The 20,027-nt window shown below is 67.6% G+C and carries 21 protein-coding genes and 1 pseudogene; 2 read left to right on the top strand and 20 right to left on the bottom strand.

Going from position 1 to position 20,027, the window contains the following annotated elements; all coding sequences use genetic code 11:
* The 11 genes and pseudogenes from CA236_RS19210 to CA236_RS17915 form a co-directional block, all read right to left on the bottom strand.
* On the bottom strand, positions 1-116 hold a 116-nt coding region (locus tag CA236_RS19210), incomplete at its 3' end, for an ammonium transporter (RefSeq protein WP_164518991.1).
* A 26-nt stretch (positions 117-142) separates the two neighbouring features.
* Positions 143-1,207 (bottom strand): urea transporter, encoded by a 1,065-nt coding sequence (gene yut / locus CA236_RS17960; RefSeq protein ID WP_125946643.1) that lies wholly within the window; start codon positions 1,205-1,207, stop codon positions 143-145.
* An 18-nt stretch (positions 1,208-1,225) separates the two neighbouring features.
* Complete coding sequence (locus tag CA236_RS17955; RefSeq protein ID WP_125946642.1) at positions 1,226-2,161, bottom strand: urease accessory protein UreD; 936 nt, start codon at positions 2,159-2,161, stop codon at positions 1,226-1,228.
* Between the two features lie 3 nt (positions 2,162-2,164).
* Positions 2,165-2,836: an urease accessory protein UreG gene (ureG, locus tag CA236_RS17950; RefSeq protein ID WP_046409883.1), complete on the bottom strand. Its 672-nt coding sequence runs from the start codon at positions 2,834-2,836 to the stop codon at positions 2,165-2,167.
* 22 nt (positions 2,837-2,858) lie between these two features.
* Complete coding sequence (locus tag CA236_RS17945; protein WP_277600076.1) at positions 2,859-3,440, bottom strand: urease accessory UreF family protein; 582 nt, start codon at positions 3,438-3,440, stop codon at positions 2,859-2,861.
* Positions 3,441-3,568: 128 nt separating this feature from the next.
* Positions 3,569-4,156 (bottom strand): urease accessory protein UreE, encoded by a 588-nt coding sequence (locus CA236_RS17940; RefSeq protein WP_046410031.1) that lies wholly within the window; start codon positions 4,154-4,156, stop codon positions 3,569-3,571.
* Between the two features lie 37 nt (positions 4,157-4,193).
* On the bottom strand, positions 4,194-5,912 hold the full coding sequence (locus tag CA236_RS17935) for an urease subunit alpha (protein ID WP_125946641.1): 1,719 nt from the start codon (positions 5,910-5,912) through the stop codon (positions 4,194-4,196).
* Between the two features lie 137 nt (positions 5,913-6,049).
* Positions 6,050-6,379, bottom strand: a pseudogene (locus CA236_RS17930) (urease subunit beta); the annotation flags it as partial.
* A gap of 29 nt (positions 6,380-6,408) precedes the next feature.
* Positions 6,409-6,711 (bottom strand): urease subunit gamma, encoded by a 303-nt coding sequence (locus CA236_RS17925; RefSeq protein WP_046409877.1) that lies wholly within the window; start codon positions 6,709-6,711, stop codon positions 6,409-6,411.
* A gap of 185 nt (positions 6,712-6,896) precedes the next feature.
* Positions 6,897-7,289, bottom strand: coding sequence for a CrcB family protein (locus tag CA236_RS17920; RefSeq protein WP_125946639.1), 393 nt, complete (start codon positions 7,287-7,289; stop codon positions 6,897-6,899).
* 47 nt (positions 7,290-7,336) lie between these two features.
* On the bottom strand, positions 7,337-7,738 hold the full coding sequence (locus CA236_RS17915; protein ID WP_125946638.1) for a CrcB family protein: 402 nt from the start codon (positions 7,736-7,738) through the stop codon (positions 7,337-7,339).
* Between the two features lie 261 nt (positions 7,739-7,999).
* Between CA236_RS17915 and CA236_RS17910 the strand changes: the two genes are divergently transcribed.
* Positions 8,000-8,623, top strand: coding sequence for a HupE/UreJ family protein (locus tag CA236_RS17910; RefSeq protein ID WP_125946637.1), 624 nt, complete (start codon positions 8,000-8,002; stop codon positions 8,621-8,623).
* Between the two features lie 34 nt (positions 8,624-8,657).
* On the opposite strand, the gene CA236_RS17905 is transcribed toward CA236_RS17910, so the two are convergent.
* The 7 genes from CA236_RS17905 to CA236_RS19380 form a co-directional block, all read right to left on the bottom strand.
* Positions 8,658-9,410, bottom strand: coding sequence for a hypothetical protein (locus CA236_RS17905; RefSeq protein WP_046409873.1), 753 nt, complete (start codon positions 9,408-9,410; stop codon positions 8,658-8,660).
* 87 nt (positions 9,411-9,497) lie between these two features.
* Entirely contained in the window at positions 9,498-9,794 is a 297-nt protein-coding gene (locus CA236_RS17900; protein ID WP_164518990.1) for a hypothetical protein, read from the bottom strand.
* Positions 9,795-10,011: 217 nt separating this feature from the next.
* Entirely contained in the window at positions 10,012-10,839 is an 828-nt protein-coding gene (locus CA236_RS17895; protein ID WP_241212742.1) for a hypothetical protein, read from the bottom strand.
* 14 nt (positions 10,840-10,853) lie between these two features.
* Positions 10,854-11,240: a glycine zipper 2TM domain-containing protein gene (locus CA236_RS19385; RefSeq protein ID WP_346962780.1), complete on the bottom strand. Its 387-nt coding sequence runs from the start codon at positions 11,238-11,240 to the stop codon at positions 10,854-10,856.
* 342 nt (positions 11,241-11,582) lie between these two features.
* Positions 11,583-13,550 (bottom strand): S9 family peptidase, encoded by a 1,968-nt coding sequence (locus CA236_RS17885; RefSeq protein ID WP_125946635.1) that lies wholly within the window; start codon positions 13,548-13,550, stop codon positions 11,583-11,585.
* A 32-nt stretch (positions 13,551-13,582) separates the two neighbouring features.
* Positions 13,583-14,752 (bottom strand): N-acetylglucosamine-6-phosphate deacetylase, encoded by a 1,170-nt coding sequence (gene nagA, locus CA236_RS17880; protein WP_125946634.1) that lies wholly within the window; start codon positions 14,750-14,752, stop codon positions 13,583-13,585.
* Positions 14,749-16,533 carry a copper homeostasis protein CutC gene (locus tag CA236_RS19380; RefSeq protein WP_164518989.1) on the bottom strand — a complete coding sequence of 595 codons (1,785 nt, stop codon included), beginning with the start codon at positions 16,531-16,533 and terminating at the stop codon, positions 14,749-14,751. Before CA236_RS19380 ends, nagA begins: the two co-directional genes overlap by 4 nt.
* Positions 16,534-16,799: 266 nt before the next feature.
* On the opposite strand from CA236_RS19380, the gene CA236_RS17870 reads away from it, so the two are divergent.
* Positions 16,800-17,345, top strand: a complete 546-nt coding sequence (locus CA236_RS17870; RefSeq protein WP_125946632.1) for a TetR/AcrR family transcriptional regulator — start codon at positions 16,800-16,802, stop codon at positions 17,343-17,345.
* Between the two features lie 12 nt (positions 17,346-17,357).
* On the opposite strand, the gene CA236_RS17865 is transcribed toward CA236_RS17870, so the two are convergent.
* Both CA236_RS17865 and CA236_RS17860 read right to left on the bottom strand, forming a co-directional pair.
* On the bottom strand, positions 17,358-18,818 hold the full coding sequence (locus CA236_RS17865; protein ID WP_125946631.1) for an efflux transporter outer membrane subunit: 1,461 nt from the start codon (positions 18,816-18,818) through the stop codon (positions 17,358-17,360).
* Positions 18,818-20,027, bottom strand: a 1,210-nt coding sequence (locus CA236_RS17860; RefSeq protein WP_125946630.1) for a DHA2 family efflux MFS transporter permease subunit, incomplete at its 5' end; no start/stop codon positions are given. The genes CA236_RS17865 and CA236_RS17860, both read right to left, overlap by 1 nt.

Here is a 20,027-nt window from a genome sequence, read left to right as displayed (position 1 = left end):
ACGTTCCGTTCCCGAACCAGCCCCCCGTAGAACAGCGCCAGCGCCGGCGTCATCATGAGGACGAGCGCCGTACAGGCGAGCAGAAAGGCGGTATCGCCCGGTTCAATTCCTCTCATCAGCGCTTCCTTTCAGGATTTGGCTCTCAGGATGGATTGGTTGCGGCAGTGGCTCTCGTCTCGGGAGTGGGATCGGCAGGCGCGTGAGCGGCCGGGTTCAGCGCATGATCGACGACCGGCTTGTGCGGATGCGGCGGTGCGAATTTGCGCGGCGCGATGAACAGGTACATCGTCAGCACATAGGCCGCGGTGAAGGATGGCAGCCCGATTGGCGCGAGGATCAGGTCGAACGCGGCCTGCAGGAACACCGTCACGATCACGCCCAGCGCGGCATAGCCGATCACGCCCAGCGCGGCATAGCCGATCACGACCGGCGACGGCTGAACGAACACGACGCTCAGCGCCATCGCGGCCAGCACTGGGCTGAACCCGTACAGCCCCTGCGACACCAGGCTCGGATCGGCGCGCATTACGAACGCCGTCCCCATCGCCAGCAGCGATCCGCCCACCGCCGCCAACCCGGCCGCACGCGACGCGATGAAGATGCCAAGCAGGATGATCGCCCCGGAGATCCAGCTGCCCAGCAAATAGACCTGCCCGATGTTGCGGAAGAAAATCTCGACCGCCTCCACCAACCCCGGCAGCGACGCCGCACCCAGCTGGTAATCGCTCGCCAGCTTCTGCGTCTCGCTCAGCACGCGCAGCGATCCGAAGGAGTAAGCGCCCGCGAGCATCAACCAGGCGATCAGCACGAACGGCCCGGTTGATCCCGGCACGCCCCAGCTCTTGGTCAGCGTCGCGGCAAAGGCAGCGGTGACGATCGTGGTGAGCGCCGCACCGACGATGATGTACAGCCACAGCTCGGGCGATGGCGCGACGAAGGTTGGCAGCGCCACGCCGATCAGGATGCCGTTGAACCCGAACAGGCCCGATGCGCGCGAACTGGCAGCGAAATCGAGCATATAGGCAACCGCGGTGGCCACGATCACGCCGACGATCGCGCCGATCGACGTCGCCCACGACTGGCTGACGAACGAGGCATAGAAGATCGCGACCAGGAACAGCGCGCCCGTGATCACATTCTCCATGAAGAAGACCTGTGAGGCCCCCTTCAGGCAGACCGTGATGAAATTGCCGTTCTCGCCACGCATGATCATTCCCTCAGAATGTCATTGCCACAGGAAATCGTCGGGCAGCGTTCGCCCCCGCGCCTCTTCGCGCACCACGGTCCAGAAGCGCTTCACCTCCGCTCGCACGTCATAGCTTTCGACGCCGACCGCCCGGAACATCAGCCCTGCACCATTGGGCAGTCGCGACACGCCCGACATGGCGCGCGGATGGCCCGGCGCGGCGTTGATCGTCATCCGTTCGTCGATCCGCGCCGCCGTCTCGGGCGGCGTCAGGCACAGGACATTGGCAAAGGCGTCATAGCCCCGCGCCACCGCCGGCAGGTCGAGCGTGTCATTGCCCTGTTCGATCAGCAGCTTCTCGGCGAACAGCAATCGCCCATCGGGCCGCCGTGCGCGCACCCGCATCGACAGAAGGTCAAAGCCGAACCGCTCCAGCGCATGGTGATGCTTGCGCCCGGTCATCGCCATCTCGGCATAGAGCACGGTCGCGGTCTCGTCGGCGGTGATCTCAGTCTCGCTGACGAAACGCGAGGTACGATAGGGAATGGTGAAGTGGGGCAGAAACTCCAGATAGGATCCCGCCGCCGCGCGTATCTCCTGATGCTGCGAGGCGTAATTGGCATCCATCTGATGGATACGGTTCGCGCCCTGCGAGGTGACATGCGCTGATGCCCCCTCCGCCACGTCGATCGCGATATGGTAGCGGTCGCCCTGCAGGATGCCGCCGCCGACCGAGATTACCGAGACGATCGGCAACTCCGGCATCGCCTCGTCCCAATAGAGCGCCTGCTGCACGAGCAGCGGCGCCACCCGGTACAAGTCGTGCAGCACGGAACGGCCGTCGCGTAGCGAGAAGCCCAGCCGCAATTCGCCAATCTTTCCCGGCCCGGCCGCGCGCATCTGCGCCGGCTCGGTCTGGAACCCGGCGAGTTCCCGGTAGCGGTCGATCCGCGCCAGTTGCTCGTGGAGCGCCATCGCCTACCCTTGCGCCCCCGCCATCGCCGGCGCCGTCGTTGGGGTCGTCGCCGGCGGGCTCACGTCGAACAGCGCCATGTCCATGATCATGTCCATCAGCGTCTCGACGCCCTCACCGGTCTTGCAGTTGGTGAACACGAACGGCTTGGTGCCGCGCATCAGGCGTGAATCGCGGTCCATCACCTCAAGGCTGGCGTCGACGTAGGGCGCCAGGTCGATCTTGTTGATCACCAGGATGTCGGACTGGCAGACGCCGGCGCCGTTCTTGCGCGGGATCTTGTCGCCCGCCGCGACATCAATGACGTAGATGTAGAAATCAGCGAGCGCGGGGCTGAACGTCAGCGTCAGATTGTCGCCGCCGGATTCGATCAGCACGACGTCGCTGTCGGGATAGCGCCCTTCCAGTTCCTCGACCGCGGCGATGTTCATCGACGGATCCTCGCGCACGGCGGTGTGCGGGCAGGCGCCGGTTTCGACGCCGACGATCTTTTCCTCGACCAGGATGCCGTTCAGCGTGCGCCGGACCTGCTTGGCGTCCTCCGTGGTCACCACGTCATTGGTGATGATCAGCGGCCGGACACCGCGCGCGATGAGCCGCGGGGTGATCGTCTCGATCACCGCGGTCTTGCCGGAACCGACCGGTCCCCCAATGCCAATGCGCGTGATCTTCTTCATCGAATGCTCCTGATTGGACAGGTCAGTTCATGAACAGGCGCAGGTGCGTCCTCGTGTGATGGGCAACGACGACTTCGAACACGGGGGCGAAGCTCGACATTTCCTCAAGCTCCAGCGCCCGCGCGCCGCGGTACTGGTCGTGGGTGGCGGCTTGCGCCTCGAACAACAACCGCTGCGTCGCGACATGATCGATCCGCATCAGCCGAAGCGCGGCGTTCAGGATCATCGACGCCAGCCCATATTGGTGGACGGCGAACGCCTCCGCCTCATGCGCGCCAAGGCCCGTAAGCACGATCCCCTGCGCGACAGGCAGGCATCCGGGCGTCGCATTGCTGCGTATATCGTCCAGCCAGCGCGTCAGCAGCGGCGACGGCGCGATGGCGGACGCGAGCTCGGCGAACTTCTTGCCCATGCGCGCCAGCATCATCTGCTGCTCCTCGCCGACACGGCGGATCCACAGCGCGCTGTCGGCGGCCAGCAGCGCCGCGTAGTCGCCGCGCGCCGCCGCGCGGCAGGCATGGAGCAGCGCGACGCCATCCATATGGGCCGCCTGCCGGAGGATGAGCGTCAGGTAATCCCGCAGGCTGTCGGCGTCGGTGACGATGTGCAGCTGGACCGCGGATTCCAGCCCCTAGGAAAAGGAGAAGGCACCGACCGGCAGGGTGGAATCGGCAAATTGCAACAAGCGCGCGAGGCGACCCACATCGGGGCCGATCGCCTGCGCCGCGAGCTTCATAGGGCCCTGCCCTGCCCCTGCCCCTGCCCCTGCACCTGGCCGTTGCCATGATGATGGTGCGGGGTGGCGTCCGCGCCGCCGAACAGCAGCCGGATCTCGCTCGGCTCCAGGCGCTGCGCCACCGTCTCGCCCGGCTCGAAGCGGATCGACGCATGCTGGAACGCATGGGTCTTCATCACCGACAGCATGACCTTCCGGTCGACCGACAGCGGCACGTAGATCGTCTGCCCCTTGATGACGGCGGGCCAATGCTGGTTGCCGAGCGCGTGGCCCAGCTCGAACACCAGCCGCAGCATCTCCGCCTGCGGCATCAGCGCCGGCAGGTCGAGGTCGATGACCATCACTTCCTTCAGCGGGATGCGGGCAACCACGATCCGGCGATTGTCGGGATCATGGTAGAGGACGTCGCCGTCATGCAGATGCTCGGACCGCGGCAGCGAGATGGCGAGCTCGATCCCGCTCGGCGTATTCTTGCGCAGCCGGCTCTTCGGCGCTTCCCATTGTTCGAGAACGAGATCCTCGACACTCGCACCCTCCCACCCCTGATCCCTGACATTGCCGAGCGTCTTTTCCACCAGGATCATCATTCTCTCCGATTGGCGTCGATCTCTGTTCTCGCGGTCAGCTGAAGAAGTGCAGTTGCGTCAAAGGCAGCGATTGCGCCGGCTCGATCGTCGCGTGGGTGCCATCCACCGTCACGGCGAACGTCTCCGGGTTCACCTCGATCACGGGAAGCGCATTGTTGCGTACCATGCTCGACTTGCCGATCGTGCGGGTCGCGTACACCGGCATCACCTGTGACTGCAGGTCGTACCGGTCGACGATCCCGTCCTCGAACGCCGCGCGCGAGGTGAAGGTGACGCGCGTCTGCGCCAGCGCCGACCCCATCTGGCCGAACATTGGGCGATAGGTCACCGGCTGGGGCGTCGGCAGCGATGCGTTCGGATCGCCCATCAACGCCCAGGAAATGAACCCGCCCTTGATCACCATCTTGGGCTTGGCGCCGAAGAAGGCGGGCGACCACAGCACCAGATCCGCCATCTTGCCGACCTCGACCGATCCGATGACCTGGCTCACCCCCTGCGCGATCGCGGGGTTGATCGTCACCTTGGCAACGAAACGGAGCACGCGTTGATTGTCGTTGTTCGACGTGTCGCCCGCATAGGCCCCGCGCCGCGCTTTCATCAGATGCGCCATCTGGACGGCGCGCAGCCAGGATTCTCCGACCCGCCCCATCGCCTGGCTGTCGCTGGAGATGATCGAGATCGCGCCCAGATCATGCAGCACGTTCTCCGCCGCGATCGTCTCCGGCCGGACGCGGCTTTCGGCGAAGGAAACGTCGGTCGGGATCTTGGGGCTCAGATTGTGGCAGATCATCGTCATGTCGAAGAGTTCGGCCTGTGAATTGACGCCATAAGGCAGCGTCGGGTTGGTCGAACTCGGCAGCACGTTGGGCTGTCCCGCCACGCGGATGATGTCGGGCGCGTGCCCGCCGCCTGCACCCTCGGTGTGATAGGTGTGGATGGTGCGCCCTTCGAATGCGGCGATCGTATTCTCGACGAAGCCCGCCTCGTTGAGCGTGTCGGTGTGGATGCAGACCTGCACGTCGAACCTGTCGGCAACCCCCAGTGCGGAGCGGATCGCCGCGGGGGTGGATCCCCAATCCTCGTGGATCTTCAGCCCCATCGCGCCCGCGATCAGTTGCTCCTCGATCGGTCCTGCGGTCGAACAATTGCCCTTGCCCAGCACGCCGGCATTGACCGGCCAGCCATCGAACGATCGCAGCATCGCCTCGATGTTCCAGGTGCCCGGCGTGATCGTCGTGCCGTTGGTACCATCGGTCGGGCCGATGCCGCCGCCGAACAACGTGGTAATGCCGTTGCTGAGCGCCGCCTGCGCCTGCTGCGGCGAGATGAAGTGGACGTGTGCGTCGATACCCCCCGCCGTCAGGATCAGATGCTCGCCCGAAATCGCGTCGGTTCCCGGACCCAGCGCCAACGACGGCGTCACATTGGGCATGATCGACGGATTACCCGCCTTGCCGATGCCGCAGATGAGCCCGTTCTTGATCCCGACATCGGCCTTGATCACCCCTTGGACCGCATCGACGATGGTGACGTTGGTGATGACGAGGTCGGGCGCGCCGCCAGCGCTGGTCAGTTCATTGTCGAACCCCATGCCGTCGCGCAGCGTCTTGCCGCCGCCATAGATGACCTCTTCGCCATAAACCCGCAGGTCCTGCTCGATCTCGATATACAGGTTCGTATCGCCCAGCCGGATCTTGTCGCCGGTGGTGGGGCCATACAGGTCGGCATATTGCCGCCGGGAGATGTTCGCCATGGTTCAGCTGCCTGTTCTGGAGGGGGCGAAAGGATCGGCGATGCTCACGCCTTGTCCTTGAACCCATAGCGCGCGACCCGCTCCTTCGCGTCGGCAAGCCGCGGGCGGAAGCCATCGTAGCTCTCGTTCCCGACCCAGCCGTTGACGAGGCCGTTGAACCCCACCGCGCGCTGACGGCCCTGCAACGGGATCAGCACCACTTCCTTCTCGTCGCCCGGTTCGAACCGGACGGCGGTGGTCGCCGGGATGTTCATCCGCTGCCCGAACGCCTGCTCGCGCGGAAACTCCAGCGCCGCGTTCACCTCGAAGAAGTGGAAATGCGATCCCACCTGGATCGGCCGGTCACCGGTGTTGCGCACCTTGATCGTGGTGGTCGGGCAGCCGGCGTTGATCTCGATTTCGCCCGCGGCGAGGATAAGCCCGCCGACGGGCGCGGTCTGCGTCTTGGGGTCTGTCTTCGCCGCCATCGCGCATGTCCTTCGTGCTGGAGGGGGGCCTATTGGATCGGATTGTGGACGGTCACGAGCCGGCTGCCATCGGTGAACACCGCCTCGACCTGGACATAGGGGATCATGTCGACGACCCCCTCCATCACGTCGCTGGTGGTGATGGTCTTGCGGGCAAGCTCCATCACCTCCTCCACCGTCTTGCCCGCGCGTGCATTGTCGAGCGCAGCTGCGGCGATCAGCGAGACCGCCTCGGGATGATTGAGCTTGAGCCCGGCGTCCTTGCGGCGCTGCGCTACCATCGACATCATGTAGATGAGCAGCTTGTCGTTTTCTCGTGGCGTCAGATGCATGTCCAACCTCAAGAGCCTGGGCGCGCCTCTTCGTCGCTTTGTTTGGCGACGAACGGAGCAACCTTCGGAACAGCTGATGTTCCCTGCTCCAATACTGTATGCCCCCGCCAACGCCGTCTGTGTTTACTACGTACCCCCTGTCACAAGTCCGTGAGCGGCGGCAGAAAACCGGCTGCGATTCAGCGCTACGCCTTCCGCGCGCCAATCACGTCGCCCACCCTCAGGCCAGCGAGCACCAGCACGAATCCGACCACCAGATTGGCCCCGACATAGGCAAGGCCCACCCCTGCACTCAGCGCCGATCCGGCGAGCAGGACGTAGGTGGCATAGACCAGGCTGGAAAAGGTCGACATGCCGCCGCACAGGCCCGTGCCCAGCAGCAGGTTCGCCTTCGCGCCCAGCGCCTGGCGCGCGTGCAGGCCGGTTATCAGCCCGAGGATTAACGAGGCGACCACGTTGGCGACGAAGATCGACCAGACGAAGCCGTCCCGCGCCGTCGGCACGCCCAGCATCAGCAATTCGCGCATCACCGCCCCGACCGCGCCGCCGACGAAGACCAATATGATCGCCTGCGCCATGTCAGCGTCCTCCCGTCCGGCGCGCGCCCGAACGAGTCGCGCCCGCATCAGCCCGCCGCATGTGCCAGCCCCGCGCCAAGCCCGGCGACCGCAATCCCCAGCACCGTCTGGCCCAGGATATACCCGGCTGCCGTCCCGGCACCCGCGCCAGCCCCGGTGGCCCCGGCCATCTTCGCGGTATCGAGCTCCATCGTGCTGAACGTCGTGAACCCACCCAGCACGCCGGTCAGGATCGCAGCCTTCAGGAAGCTGCCGTACCGGTCGTGCCATTCGATCGAGAACAGCACCGACAGATAGCCGATCACGAACGCTCCGATCAGGTTGACCGCTACGGTCGACCACGGAATGCCGCCCCTGGCCGGGCTCGTGAGCAATTTGCCGACCAGCCAGCGCAGCAACGAACCGGTGCCACCGCCCAGCGCGACCAGCGCGATATCGCTCAGCACCATAAGGCGTCTGCCGTGGAAACTGCGATGACCATCAGCATCGGCTCCCTGTCCCGTGTCGTTGACGCACTCCCCCGTCCACGACGGCGCGCCGCGCAGCGCGTCCGGCTACGCATCAGCGGGACGGCTGGCTGCGGCCCGGCGGCGTGCGGGGCAGATTAGCGGCGCGCGCGCTCCCCCACAGCATCGGTTTTCCCTGATCCCGTTCGCCGAGGCGGTGCGTCATATCTTTGCGCGGAATCTGCATATCGATGGAGCGATAGGATGACTCGTAATTCCTCCCGGGCGCTGAACAATGCGATCCGTCTTGTCGGCTCCGGCCTGCTCGTGCTGCCCGGCGCGGCTTTCGCCCATCCAGGGCATGAGGCGGCCGGCGGGGGCGGCGTCCAGGGCCTCATGCATCCGTTCACCGGGCTCGACCACGCGCTGGCAATGATCCTCGTGGGCCTGTTCGCCTATCGGCTCGGCGGCCGGGCGCTGTGGATGCTGCCGCTCGCCTTCCTGGCGGCGATGGCGGCGGGCGGCATCCTCGGTTTTGCCGCTCCGGCGACTACCCTGGTGGAGGTCGCGATCGCCCTGTCCGTCATCCTGCTCGGCATTGCCGTGGCGTTCAACATCAAGGCGCCGGTCGCGGTCGCCGCGGGGGTCGTCGGGCTGTTCGCCATCTTCCACGGGTTCGCGCATGGCGCGGAGATGCCGGCCGGTGCCGGCGCGCTGCCCTATGCCGGCGGCTTCCTGCTCGGGACGGCGACGCTGCTTGCGATCGGCCTTGGTGCGGGCGCTGCGCTGACCAACACGGTCGTCGCGCGTGGCGGCCATGCGATGCGTTCTGCCGGAACGATCGCCGCCGTGGTGGGAGTCGGGCTGCTGAGCGGCATCAGCGGCTGATCAAGAAGACGTGCCGGGCGCCGCGCCGCCAGCGTTATGGCGTGGCGGCGTCCCCGGTAACGCCGTGGGTCAGCGCATGGACGCGCAGCCGCGGGAATACCTCTTCCAGCGGCTTGCTGTCGGGCAGCACATAGACATAGCCGCCACCCTTCTGGAACAACGGGCGCAGCTTGCTGCCGTAAAAGGCGCGCGGCACGTTGATGCAGCCAAAGGTGATGCGGTTGTCATCCGGCGTCTCGGACAGCATGCGCTCGCGCCGCTTCTCCTTCTTCGCCGCGTCGGCCGGGATCGGGTGAATGGCGACGCTGTTGGTGTAATCCACCCACAACACCTGCTGCTTGCCAAAGGCATAGCCGAACTTGGCGAGAAAACGCCCCGCCGGCGTGGTCTTTTCCGCCGGGCCCAGATCGCCCAGCTTCTTGCTGCCGACGCCCGGGCTGGCCTCGTCACCGAGCGCGATACCGATCAGCGTCGGCTCCTGGGCAAGCGGCTTACCCTTGGCATCATACAGGATGAGCGATGCCGCCTTCTTGTCGAGGACGACATAGGGGAGCTTGCGATTGTCGCCGGAGGCGAGAACCCAGGACGCGACCAGCCGCGCCTCGGCGGACGGATTGATCTCGACCGGCGCGGCAGAGGCAGCCGCCGGCTTCGCCGCGGCGCGCGCCTTCTTGGCCTTGCCGGCGGACGCCTTCTTCGGTGCGGCGTGCGCCCCCGTCGTCGTCCCGATCATTGTGCCAGTAATCGTCAGCGCCGCAGCGGCACCCATCAAAAACGTCTTGATCATCCGTTCCCAGGTGAAGGGTGGCCGCCCGCCATCGGGCAGCCACCATGTCAGTCATTGCGCAAGATGCGGCGGCTGACGCCCACGGCCTCAGTGGCGCGGGCGCTTGCCCCGACTTTCCTGCTGCATCATCCGCTGCTCGACACCGTCGACCCGGCCGTTCAGCTGGTCGAGCCGCTGCCCGTTCTGCTGCGCCATGCCCGATGCGGCCTGCGCTTCGGCCAGCGCCTGCTTGGCGGTGCTGTCGGTCGCCTGGAGCTGGGTCTCGATCGCGTCGACGCGCTGCGCCACTGGGGCCACCTGTTCGCGCACATAGGATTTGGTCGCACATCCGCCGAGCACGGTGGCTGCCGCCATAATCGCAATTGCGGGGGCTACTTTGGTCATCGCTGGGAGCATTGCTCTTCTTCCATCATTATTAGCCAAGTGACGGAGCCCAAGCTGACACATTCCTGCAATAGAGCAGGCGGCGAATTGGGGCGATCACACGATGAAATGATCTCTTCCTCACCCTACCACTCCTCGTTAACTTAGTCATCGTTAGTATTATTGCTTAGGTTAACTGCACGCCTGAACCAAGGCTGAACCATCTAGGGGCGCGATACTACCTTTTCGAATCGCGCCGCTGCTTCGCGGCAAACGGATCCAAGGGGATCCGCCCGTCGTCCTTGGCCGCCTTCGTCGCCTTGGCCGGCGTCGCGCGATACACGTCGACGCACTTGCGCAGTTCCGCGATCGCCGCACCGCTGCCGTCCAGCGTCAGCTCCTCCACCGGCACGTCGCCGCGCCGCACATGAAGAAAGGCGGAGGTGGCCAGCGTGCGTGGAAAGGCGTCGCCGAAACTGGTCACGAACCCCTTGCGGCCGCTGGCGGCAATCCCGATCGCCGCGCGGTTCGGAAAGGCGGCGCCCGAAAAGCGATAGGTCAGCCGCAGTTCCTCCTTCTCGCGGATCGACGACCAGTTCGGGTTCAGCAGCGTCAGCCGGTTGCTCCCGTCGGTGTCGAGCCCGAACAGCAAGGTCGTCTGCCGCGGTCCGCGATAGGTGCGCGTCAGGAAGCACCCGCTGCGGTCGCTGCTCGGTGCCACCGTCCAGTCGCCGACATCGCGCGTCGCATATTCCTGCGCCGATGCCGCGCTGCCGGCTGACAGGCCGATCGCCATCGCCGGCAGCAACAGCCACGCCCGCTGGCGCCGGCCGCCGGTCGCGGGGCGCCTTGATACGGGGGCCGGGCGGGCAACATCGCGGCGGGCGTGCGGGATGATCGGGACGGCAGGCAACGGGAACTCCTTCGGCTGCAGATGATGCACGGGCATGTTGATGCACACCAACGCACCGGCCGCCATATCATTCCCGTTGATGAACCGCGGCTGGGCGACGCCCCGTGCGCACGGCTCGACCGCCAGCCCCGGCGGGGACCAGCGGTCGTACATCCTTCCTCATCCGGTCAGCGGCAGATCACCTGGTCCTGGTCGATCACCGTGCCCAGCGCCGCACCAGCCCCGGCGCCGATCAGCGCGCCGAGCGGGCTGGAATCGCCGTTGCTGAGCAACCCGCCCAGGATCCCGCCGCTGATGCCGCCGATGATCAGCCCCGTCGTGCCGTCGCTGCGGCGGCAATAATAGCGGCCGTTGTATCCGCGATAGATGCGGTCATACGGCCCCAGCCGGCGGGGCCGGTAATAGCGGCCGTCGCGATAGAAATGGTCGGCATAATACCATGGCTGTCCGGGCGGCGGGCGATTGAAGTCATAGCGTCGCCACTGGTTCCGGTTGCGCCCCCAACCGGGCGGCAACGGCGCGGGCGGGCGCGGACGGGCACCGGGCGGCTGCATTCCTGGCGGACGGGCACCCGGCGGCTGCATTCCCGGCGGACGGGCGCCGGGCCCGCCATCTGGTCGCCACGGATTGCCCGGCGGCGGTCCTGGTGGCGGGCCGCCCTGCGGCGGACGGATGCCCGGTCCGCCCGGGCGTCCGGGCGGGGGTCCTGGGGGCCCCTGCGCCTGGGATGGCAGCGCAAGGACGGTGGTCGCGATCAGGGCTCCGGCGACGATCAGACGCATCTTACTCTCCCAGCGTAATGGCCGGGAGCATCGACCCGACGGGCCGGCTTGCCGATGCGATAATCTACGTACCGGCACACCGGGCAACCACCGCCGCCCGGCGCAGCGCCGGCATCAGCGCGCGGGCTGCTGCTCGAACAGGCGGCGCAGGAACACCGTCTCCACCTCGCGGCGAAGATCATTATTCGGCTTCTTCAGGAAGCCGTGACCCTCGTCGGCGAACAGCACGTACCAGGTCTCGTTGCCGTTCGCGCGCAGCTTCTCGACCACCTGGTCGGACTCAAGCTGCGGCACGCGCGGGTCGTTAGCACCCTGCACCACCAGCATCGGCTTCTTGATGCGATCGACGTTCGTGATCGGCGAGACACGCTCCAGCACGGCGCGCATCTTGGGATCACGCTCATCGCCATATTCGGCGCGGCGATTGTCGCGGCGATAGGCCTCGGTATTCTCGAGGAAGGTGATCCAGTTGCTGATGCCATAACGCTCGACGCCGCCGACCAGGCGATCGGAATAATGCGTCATCACGGCAAGGCTCATATAGCCGCCATAGGATTGGCCATAGACGGCGACGCGGCTGGCATCGAGGTTCGGCTGCTGGCCGATCCAGTCGAGCAGCGCGCCGATGTCCTTCACCGAATCCTCGCGCTTTTCGGCATTGTCGAGGTTGAGGTAGCGCTTGCCATAGCCGTCGCTGCCGCGAACGTTGGGCAGGATCACCGTCGCCTTCAGCACGTCGGCGAAATATTGCGCGCCATAATTCCAGATCGGTCGCGTCTGTGCCTCCGGCCCGCCGTGGATGTCGATGATCACCGGCGTGCGCGTGCCCGCCGGCACGCCCTTGGGACGATAGACGAATGCAGGCACGGACAGGCCGTCGAACGACTTGAAGCGGATGAGCTCCGGCTCGGCGAGCTGCGCGGGATCGAGATCGCCCAGTTCCGACGTGGTCCAGCGCGTCAGCTCCCCGCCATCGACGTCCCAGCTCCACACGTCCCCGGCCGAGGTGGCGGAGGTCAGGCCGATCGCCAGCTGCTTGCCATCGGGCGAGAATTTCAGCGCCGTCAGCACGCCCTTGGGCAGCGTCGGCTGCGGCAGCGCGCGCCGCGTGATCCGATCCTGCACGACGACGCGCGAGAAACCGTCCTCGTTCACCGCATAGGCCAGCACGCGGCCATCGTCGGTCAGGTCATAGCTTTCGACGTCCCACGTCAGCCCCGGCGTCAGCACCACCTGCGCGCCGGTGGCGAGGTCGATCTCGACCAGCTGGCGCGTGTCGTTGCCGCGGTCGGAGATGGCGATGATCTTCTTGCCGCCCGGCAGATAGCGCGGCGATTCATACACCGCCGCTTCCGCCTTGGGCGCGATACGCCGCGCCTTGCCGGTGGCGAGATCGAGCTCGAACAGCTGGTCCTCGCGGTTGGACAGGCTGCGCACGAAGATCAGCCGCGACTTGTCCGGCGCGATATCCGCCGGGGCCACTGCGCCATCCGCCTGATACAGCGTGCGCGGCGTGCCGCCCGCCTTGGGATCGACGCCGAGGATCGTATAGGCGGCGCTGCCCTTGGTCGCGCGCGCCCAGGCGAGGAGGCTGCCGTCCTTGCTGAACACCGGCGATCCGTTGCGCGTGCCCGCCTGCGTCAGCTGCTGCGCCGTGCCGGTCAGGCCGCGGGTGTACAGCTGGAACCATTCGTCACCGCCGGTGTCGCGCGTCATCACGAAGCGGTCGGTGCCGGGGATGACGGTGGCGCTGGCGATCGGCTCCGCGCCGAAGGTGACCTGCGTGCGCGTCGCGCCGGGCTTCGCCACATGATGCAGCTGCTGCGTCGCGCCGAACCGCGTCGCGATCAGCATCGAGCCATCCGGCAGCCAATCCTCGAACTGCGCCGCGCGGCTGTTCTGGTAGCGCTGCACCGCCTCGCGCACATCGGCCGGGATTTCGGGCACGCCCGACAGCGTGGCGCTGCCCACCTGCCGCTGGGCGACTGGCTGGGCGCCGGCGGTCTGCTGGCCGATGGTCTGGGCGGACGCGCCGGCGGCGAGCGCGGCGAGCGTGAGCGAGGCAGCGAAGTGCTTGAACATGCGCCCCTGATCGAACAGCAAGTGTCCCAGCGTCAAGCCGTCGTGGCGGTCCGGGACGCAGCGGCGCTGGCCCCTGCCGCCACCCGCTCCCCACCGATCCAGGTGCCGCGCGGCCGGAAGTTCGCGCCCAGCCAGGCAAGGTCGGCGCGCATCCCCGGCCGCAACGCGCCGCGATCGCCCAGCCCCAGGAAGGCGGCCGGCGCGCCCGACGCCATCATCGACGCATCCGCCACATCCAGCCCCAGCAGCCGCACCGCATTGCCGACCGCCGTCGCCATGTCGAGCGCCGATCCCGCCAGCGTGCCATCCTCCTCGACGCACACGCCCTGCTCGATGCGGATCGTCTTGCCCTGCAGCACGAAATGATCGGCATCGGTCCCGACCGGCGGCATGGCATCGGTGACCAGCATGAACCGGTCATGCGGCCGTGCGGCAAGCGCGATGCGAAGCGCGGCCGGCGCGACATGCCGCCCGTCGACGATCAGCCCGGCATAGGCCGTCTGGTTCTCGATCGCGGCACCCACCACGCCGGGCTTGCGATGGTGCAGCGGGGACATGGCGTTGAACAGATGCGTGACGCCCGTCACCCCGGCATCGAACGCGCCGCGCATCGTCGCATAATCGGCGTCGCTATGCCCCGCCGCAACGATCACCCCCGCCGCCACCAGTTCGCGAATATGCGCCGTCGTGGTCATCTCCGGCGCCAGCGTCACCAGCGTGCGCCCATGCGTCAGGCTGGACAGAAGCGCGATCTTCTCCGCGTCCAGCCGGGTGAAATGCGCCGCATCATGCGTGCCGCGCCGGCGCGGGTTGAGGAACGGCCCCTCGATATGGATGCCCAGCACGCCGGGCACGCCGTCCGCGATCGCCTGCTCGGTCGCGCGCATCGCGCAGTCGATCTTGTCGATCGTGTCGGAAATCAGCGTCGGCAGGAAACCGGTCGTCCCGAACCGCGCATGCGCCGCGCCGATGGTGGCGATCGTCGCCACGCTGGGATCGTCGTTGAACAGGACGCCGCCGCCGCCATTCACCTGCGTGTCGATGAACCCGGGCAGCAGCCACCCGCCCCCCAGGTCGACCCGCTCCGCGCCGGCGGCATCGGTGCCGGCATCCGCGACACGGCCGCCCTCGATCAGCAGCCGGTCGGCGACGCGCGCCTCGCCGAGCACGACCGTGCCGTTCTCGAACAGGATCTTGCTCATCGCGTCTCGGTCACTTTCCTCAAATGCGGCGGCGCGTCGGGGTCGTTCCCGCGCGCGATCGCCAGCGCATTCACCATCCGGTAAAAGCTCTGGATCTGCAGGATCGGCTCCAGCACCGGGTCGCAGGCAAGGGCCGGCAACACGCCCTTCCCCCCGGCATCCGCCAGCAATGTGACCGCGCCGCGCTCGGCGAACAAGGCCGCGGCGTCGCGCACGTCGTCGCCGCTCGCATCCGACCTGGCAAAGCCCAGTACCGGAAAGCCGCGCCCGACGATTGCCATCGGCCCGTGCCGCACCTCGGCTGCGGAAAACGCCTCGGCATGCAGCCCGCAGGTTTCCTTGAACTTGAGCGCCGCCTCCAGCGCCACGGCATAGCCATAGCCGCGCCCCAGCACGAACAGGTCACGCGCGCCGACCAGCGGCGGGATCGCCGCGCCCCAGCGCAGCGCAAAGGCGCGCGACAGCGCATCGGGCAGCGCCGCCAGCCGCTCCTGCAACGCTGCGTCTCCCGCCCATGTTGCTGCCAGCGCGGCCTGCGCGACCAGCGTCGTGATATAGGATTTGGTCGCCGCGACCGATCGCTCCGGCCCGGCGCACAGCGGCAGCACCTCGTCGGCGCACGCCGCCAGCGGCGATTCCTCGTCATTGACCATCGCGACGACCAAGGCGCCACCGGCCTTGTAGGCCGCTGCCGTCGCCAGCAGGTCGGGGCTGCGGCCCGATTGCGAAATCGCCAGGCACAAGGCGCCCTTGGCCTTCAGCGGCGCGCGATACAGCGACGCGATCGACGGCGCGGCGGAGGCGACGGTGATCCCCGTCTTGGTCTCGAACAGATATTTGCCGTACGTCGCCGCATGATCGGATGATCCGCGCGCGCAGGTGACGATGAACGGCGGCGGGTCGCGCTGCAATCGCGCCGCCAGCCGCGCGATCGTTGCGCTGTTGCGCGCCAGGAAGCGGGCGGCGGCTTCGGGCGCCTCGCCTGCCTCGTTGTGCATCAACGTGCCCGCCGGATCGGCCTTGGCCGGCGGGGCGGCGATCGGCACCGGGCGCATGGTGGCAGGTCGGCGCAGCGCGGCGCGCAGCCGCGCCACTTCCTCCCAGTCGGTGGTGCGGGCAAGCTCGCTTTCAAACCCCAGCCGCAGCGCCGGGGCCCAGGCGACACGCGGGCGGGATGCGGCGGCATGAACCGCGCGAACGCCGGTCTCCTCGACCAGCGCGGCGACGTCTGTCGCCCGGATCGTACCGCCCGCCATGATCTCCACCCGGTCGCCCGCCTGCGCGCGCATCCGGCCAATGGTGGCCGCCCCTGCCGCCGCGGTGCGGGCGCCACCGGACGTCAGGATGGTGGCGATGCCAAGCGCGGCGGCGATCTCCACCGCAGCCACCGGGTCGGGCAGCAGGTCGACCGCGCGATGCAGCGTCACGTCCATGCCGACCGCGCCGGCGACCATCTCCTCCAGCAACGCCACGTCCAGCTCGCCGTCGGGGGTCAGCGCGCCGATTACCACGCCGCTCAGGCCCTCGGCACGCGCGACATCGATATCGTGCAGCATCGCGGCACGCTCCGCCGCATCATAGGAAAAATTGCCCTCGCGCGGCCGGATCATCGCGCGCACCGGGACCGGCGATTGTGCCGCTTGCCGCAGCAGGCCTGGCGTCGGCGTCAGCCCGCCCAGCGCCAGCGACGAACATAGCGCGATGCGGTCGGCGCCGCCGGCGATGGCCGCGGCCAGCCCTGACGCATCGTCGACGCGGATTTCGATCAGGACGTTACTCATGCCCTCAGCCTTCCGTCCGCTGCGCCGGAACGCCGCGCAGCGTATGGCGGCGCCACCTGCCCGATAAGCGTCCCCGCCGTAATAGCGGATATGCGCATCCGCAGCGCTGCTTAGGCTTCGGGCGTTCATGCCGCCGAGTTATGACTCCAGGCACCCTCCTCCTGCGCCGCTCCTGCGCTGCTCCTGTGCCGCCTGCGGGTTGCCTTCCGCGCGAACGCCCGCCTAATCAGTGGCCATGATCGCGCGCGACACCGGACCATGCCGCCATGCGCCGTGATGCACGCGCCCGGCGGGAAGCGCTGCTGGAGGCCGCCGCGGCGTGTTTCGACGCCGACGGCTTCGGTGTCCCGCTGGAGGATATCGCTGCGCGCGCCGGCGTCGGGCGCGGCACCCTGTATCGCAATTTCAAGGATCGGCTCGACCTCGCCTTCGCCATCTTCGAACGGCAGGTGTCCGCGTTCGAGGAACGGTTCGATCCCACCATGCCGATCGCGCAGCTGTTGCCGCTGCTGGTGCGCGACGGGCTGTTCTCCTGGCAGCTGTTCACCCGCCTCCGGCTCGACATGCAGCTGTCGCGCGACAATCTCGCCGCCTTCGCCGCGCTCGGCGACCGGCTGGAACGGCTGTTCGCCACGGCGGTGGAACGCGCCATCGCGGCGGGGGAGCTCAGGCCCGACGTCACCGCCCGCCACCTCGTCACCGCGATGCGGATGATGTCGGGCTTCATCGTCGACAAGCAGGTGAATGACGCCGTGGAGGCGGAAATTGCCGAGGCGCTCGATCTCCTGCTGCGCGGCCTCGCCCCGCGCTAGCGGGGGGATCAGCTACCCGCCGGGCTGCTCCCCGCCTGCCACCGGCGCCCATCCCAGCCCCAGCGCCTTGTTCACCGCGACGAAGCTGTTGGTCAGCTGTGCCTTGGCCTGCGCCACCGCCATCGCTGCGGACAGTCGCTGCCGCTCGACATCGAGCTGGTCGATCAGCGTGCTGGTGCCCGCCTCCACCCGCTGCCGGTTCAGCGCGGCGGCGCGCGATGCCGATTGCTCGGCGCTCGCCAGCCGCGCCAGCTGCCGCCGGGTGGCGGCGAAACGCGACAGGCTGGTCTCCGCATCCTGCAACGCGGCCAGCACGGTCTGGCGGTAATTGGCCTCTGCCTCGTCGCGCTGTGCTTCGGACTGGCGGACGGCGGCGGCGGTGCGCCCGAAATCGAGGAACGACCAGCTGATCTGCGGCGCCAGCAGCGTCGTCAGATTGCCCGGGTCCAGCACATCGCCGGGCGACGTACCACCCATGCCCAGGATCCCCATGAACCGGATCGCGGGATAGCGTTTCGCCTCGTTCACCCCGATTGCGGCGGTGCTGGCGGCAAGTGCTCGTTCGGCGGCACGGATGTCGGGCCGACTGGCGATCAGCGCGGCGGGATCGCCCACCGCCACCTTGGCCGGGGGCAGCGGCACCGGCACCGGCGCGGCGAGCGTCGCATCCAGCGCGCCGGGCGTACGGCCGGTCAGCAACGCCAGCACGTCGCGATATTCGTCCGCCTGCGCGGTGAGCGGGATCGCCTGCGCCTCCGTGCTTTCCAGGTCGGTCTTCAGCCGTTCGACCTGCAGGGCCGACACCGTGCCCGCCGCCAGCCTTTGCTCCATCAGCGCCAGCGACTGGCGCTGGAGCTCGGACGAGCGGGCGTTAAGCGCGATACGCTCCTGCGCATCGCGATAATTGACGTACGCCTGCGCCACCTGCGCGGTCAGGCTGACCTGTGCATCCGCCAGATCGGCGTAACGCTGCCCGACCGCGGCGCGCGATTGTTCGATCCCCCGGCGCACCCCGCCGACCAGATCGGGCTCCCACGAGGCATTCAGGCCAAGGTTGTAGAAATCGAGGCCATTTGACTCCGATCCTGACCCGCCACCGGCCGATCCCCCGCTATTGTCGGCCAGATCGATGCCGGGCAATTGGGCGCGCAAATAGGTGCCATTGGCGCTGATGCTCGGCGCCTGATTGGCGCGTTGCTGCCGCGCCTGCGCCTGCGCCTGCCGGATCCGCGCCTCTGCCGCAGCGATGCTCGGGCTGTTCGCCAGCGCGTCATCGACCAGCCGGTCGAGCGTCGCATCGCCTAGCGTCTCCCACCACCGCGCGACCCCCGGCGCCGGCACCGCCGCCTCGTTTCCACGGACGAACTGCCCCCGCGCCGCGGCATCGGTGCCGACCGCCGGCGGCCCCTTATAATCCGGCCCGACCGTGCAGGCGCCGAGCAGCAGGAGGCAGAGCAAAGCAGATGAGCGCATCAGTGCATCGCCGCTGGCGCGGCGTCCTTGGGCAGGGGACGAAGGAACAGGACCAGCGGCAGCACGATCAACGTACCCACCGCCATGATCCAGAAGATATCGTTATAGGCGATGACCAGCGCCTGCGCCTGAACCTGCTGCGCGATCATGCCGAGTGCTGCGGGGGTGCTGCCGAGCGACTGGCTGAGCCCGCCGACATAATCCTGCACCATCGGCGAATTGGCGTTCAGCGTTTCTTCCATCCGGCGCGAGTGCAGCCACAGCCGCTGCTCCTGCAGGATCGAGATGCCGGCCAGCGCGAAACTGCCGCCCAGGTTGCGCACCGCGTTGAACAATCCCGATGCATCGCCGGCGTCGGCCGCGGGCACGGATCGCACCACTGCCTGGCTCAGGAACAACATGCCCAGTATCTGCCCCACGCCGCGCATCAGCTGCGACACGGTGAAGTCGCCGCCGCTCGTCTCGGTGGTGAGGCCGGAGTCGAGAAAGGCAGATCCCGCCATGATCAGCAGTCCCGCGCCCACCGCCAGCCGGATATCGACGCTGCGCAGCAGGAACGGCACGATCGCCATCATGACCAGGCTGGGCAGGCCCGACAGCAGCACGACCTTCCCCGATTGCAGGGCATTGTAGTCCGCCAGTGCGGCCAGGAACTGCGGGATGACGTAGGACGTGCCGTACAGCACCATGCCGAGCACCAGTCCCATCAACGCGACCGAGCCGAACTGACGATCGAGTAGCAGGCTGAGCTTGATGATCGGCCGCGTCGCCGTGCGCTGCCCGATGAACAGCAGCACGAAGCCGACCAATGACACCAAGGCCATCAGCCGGATCAGGCCGGAATCGAACCATTGTTCGCGCTGCCCGTCCTCCAGGAAGACGGTGAGGCCGCCCAGCCCGAGGGTGAGGCCAGCGATGCCCAGCCAGTCGGCATTGCCCAGCTCGGTCATGTCTGCCTTTTCATGCTTCAGCCCGACGAGCAGCATGGTCACCAGCACGGCGCAGATCGGCACGTTGATGAAGAAGGCATAGTGCCAGCTGACATTCTCGGTCAGCCAGCCGCCGACCAGCGGGCCCACCACCGGGCCGAGGATCGCGGTCACCCCGAACAAGGCGATGCCGATCGGTTGCTGGCGCGGCGGCAGGCGCTGCGCGATGATCGTCTGCGCCGTCGGGATCATCGCGCCGCCAGTGAAGCCCTGCCCCACC

The organism is Sphingomonas sp. ABOLG (assembly GCF_003950435.1).
GTDB lineage: Bacteria > Pseudomonadota > Alphaproteobacteria > Sphingomonadales > Sphingomonadaceae > Sphingomonas > Sphingomonas panaciterrae.
This window is presented reverse-complemented; position numbering and strand designations above follow the sequence as displayed.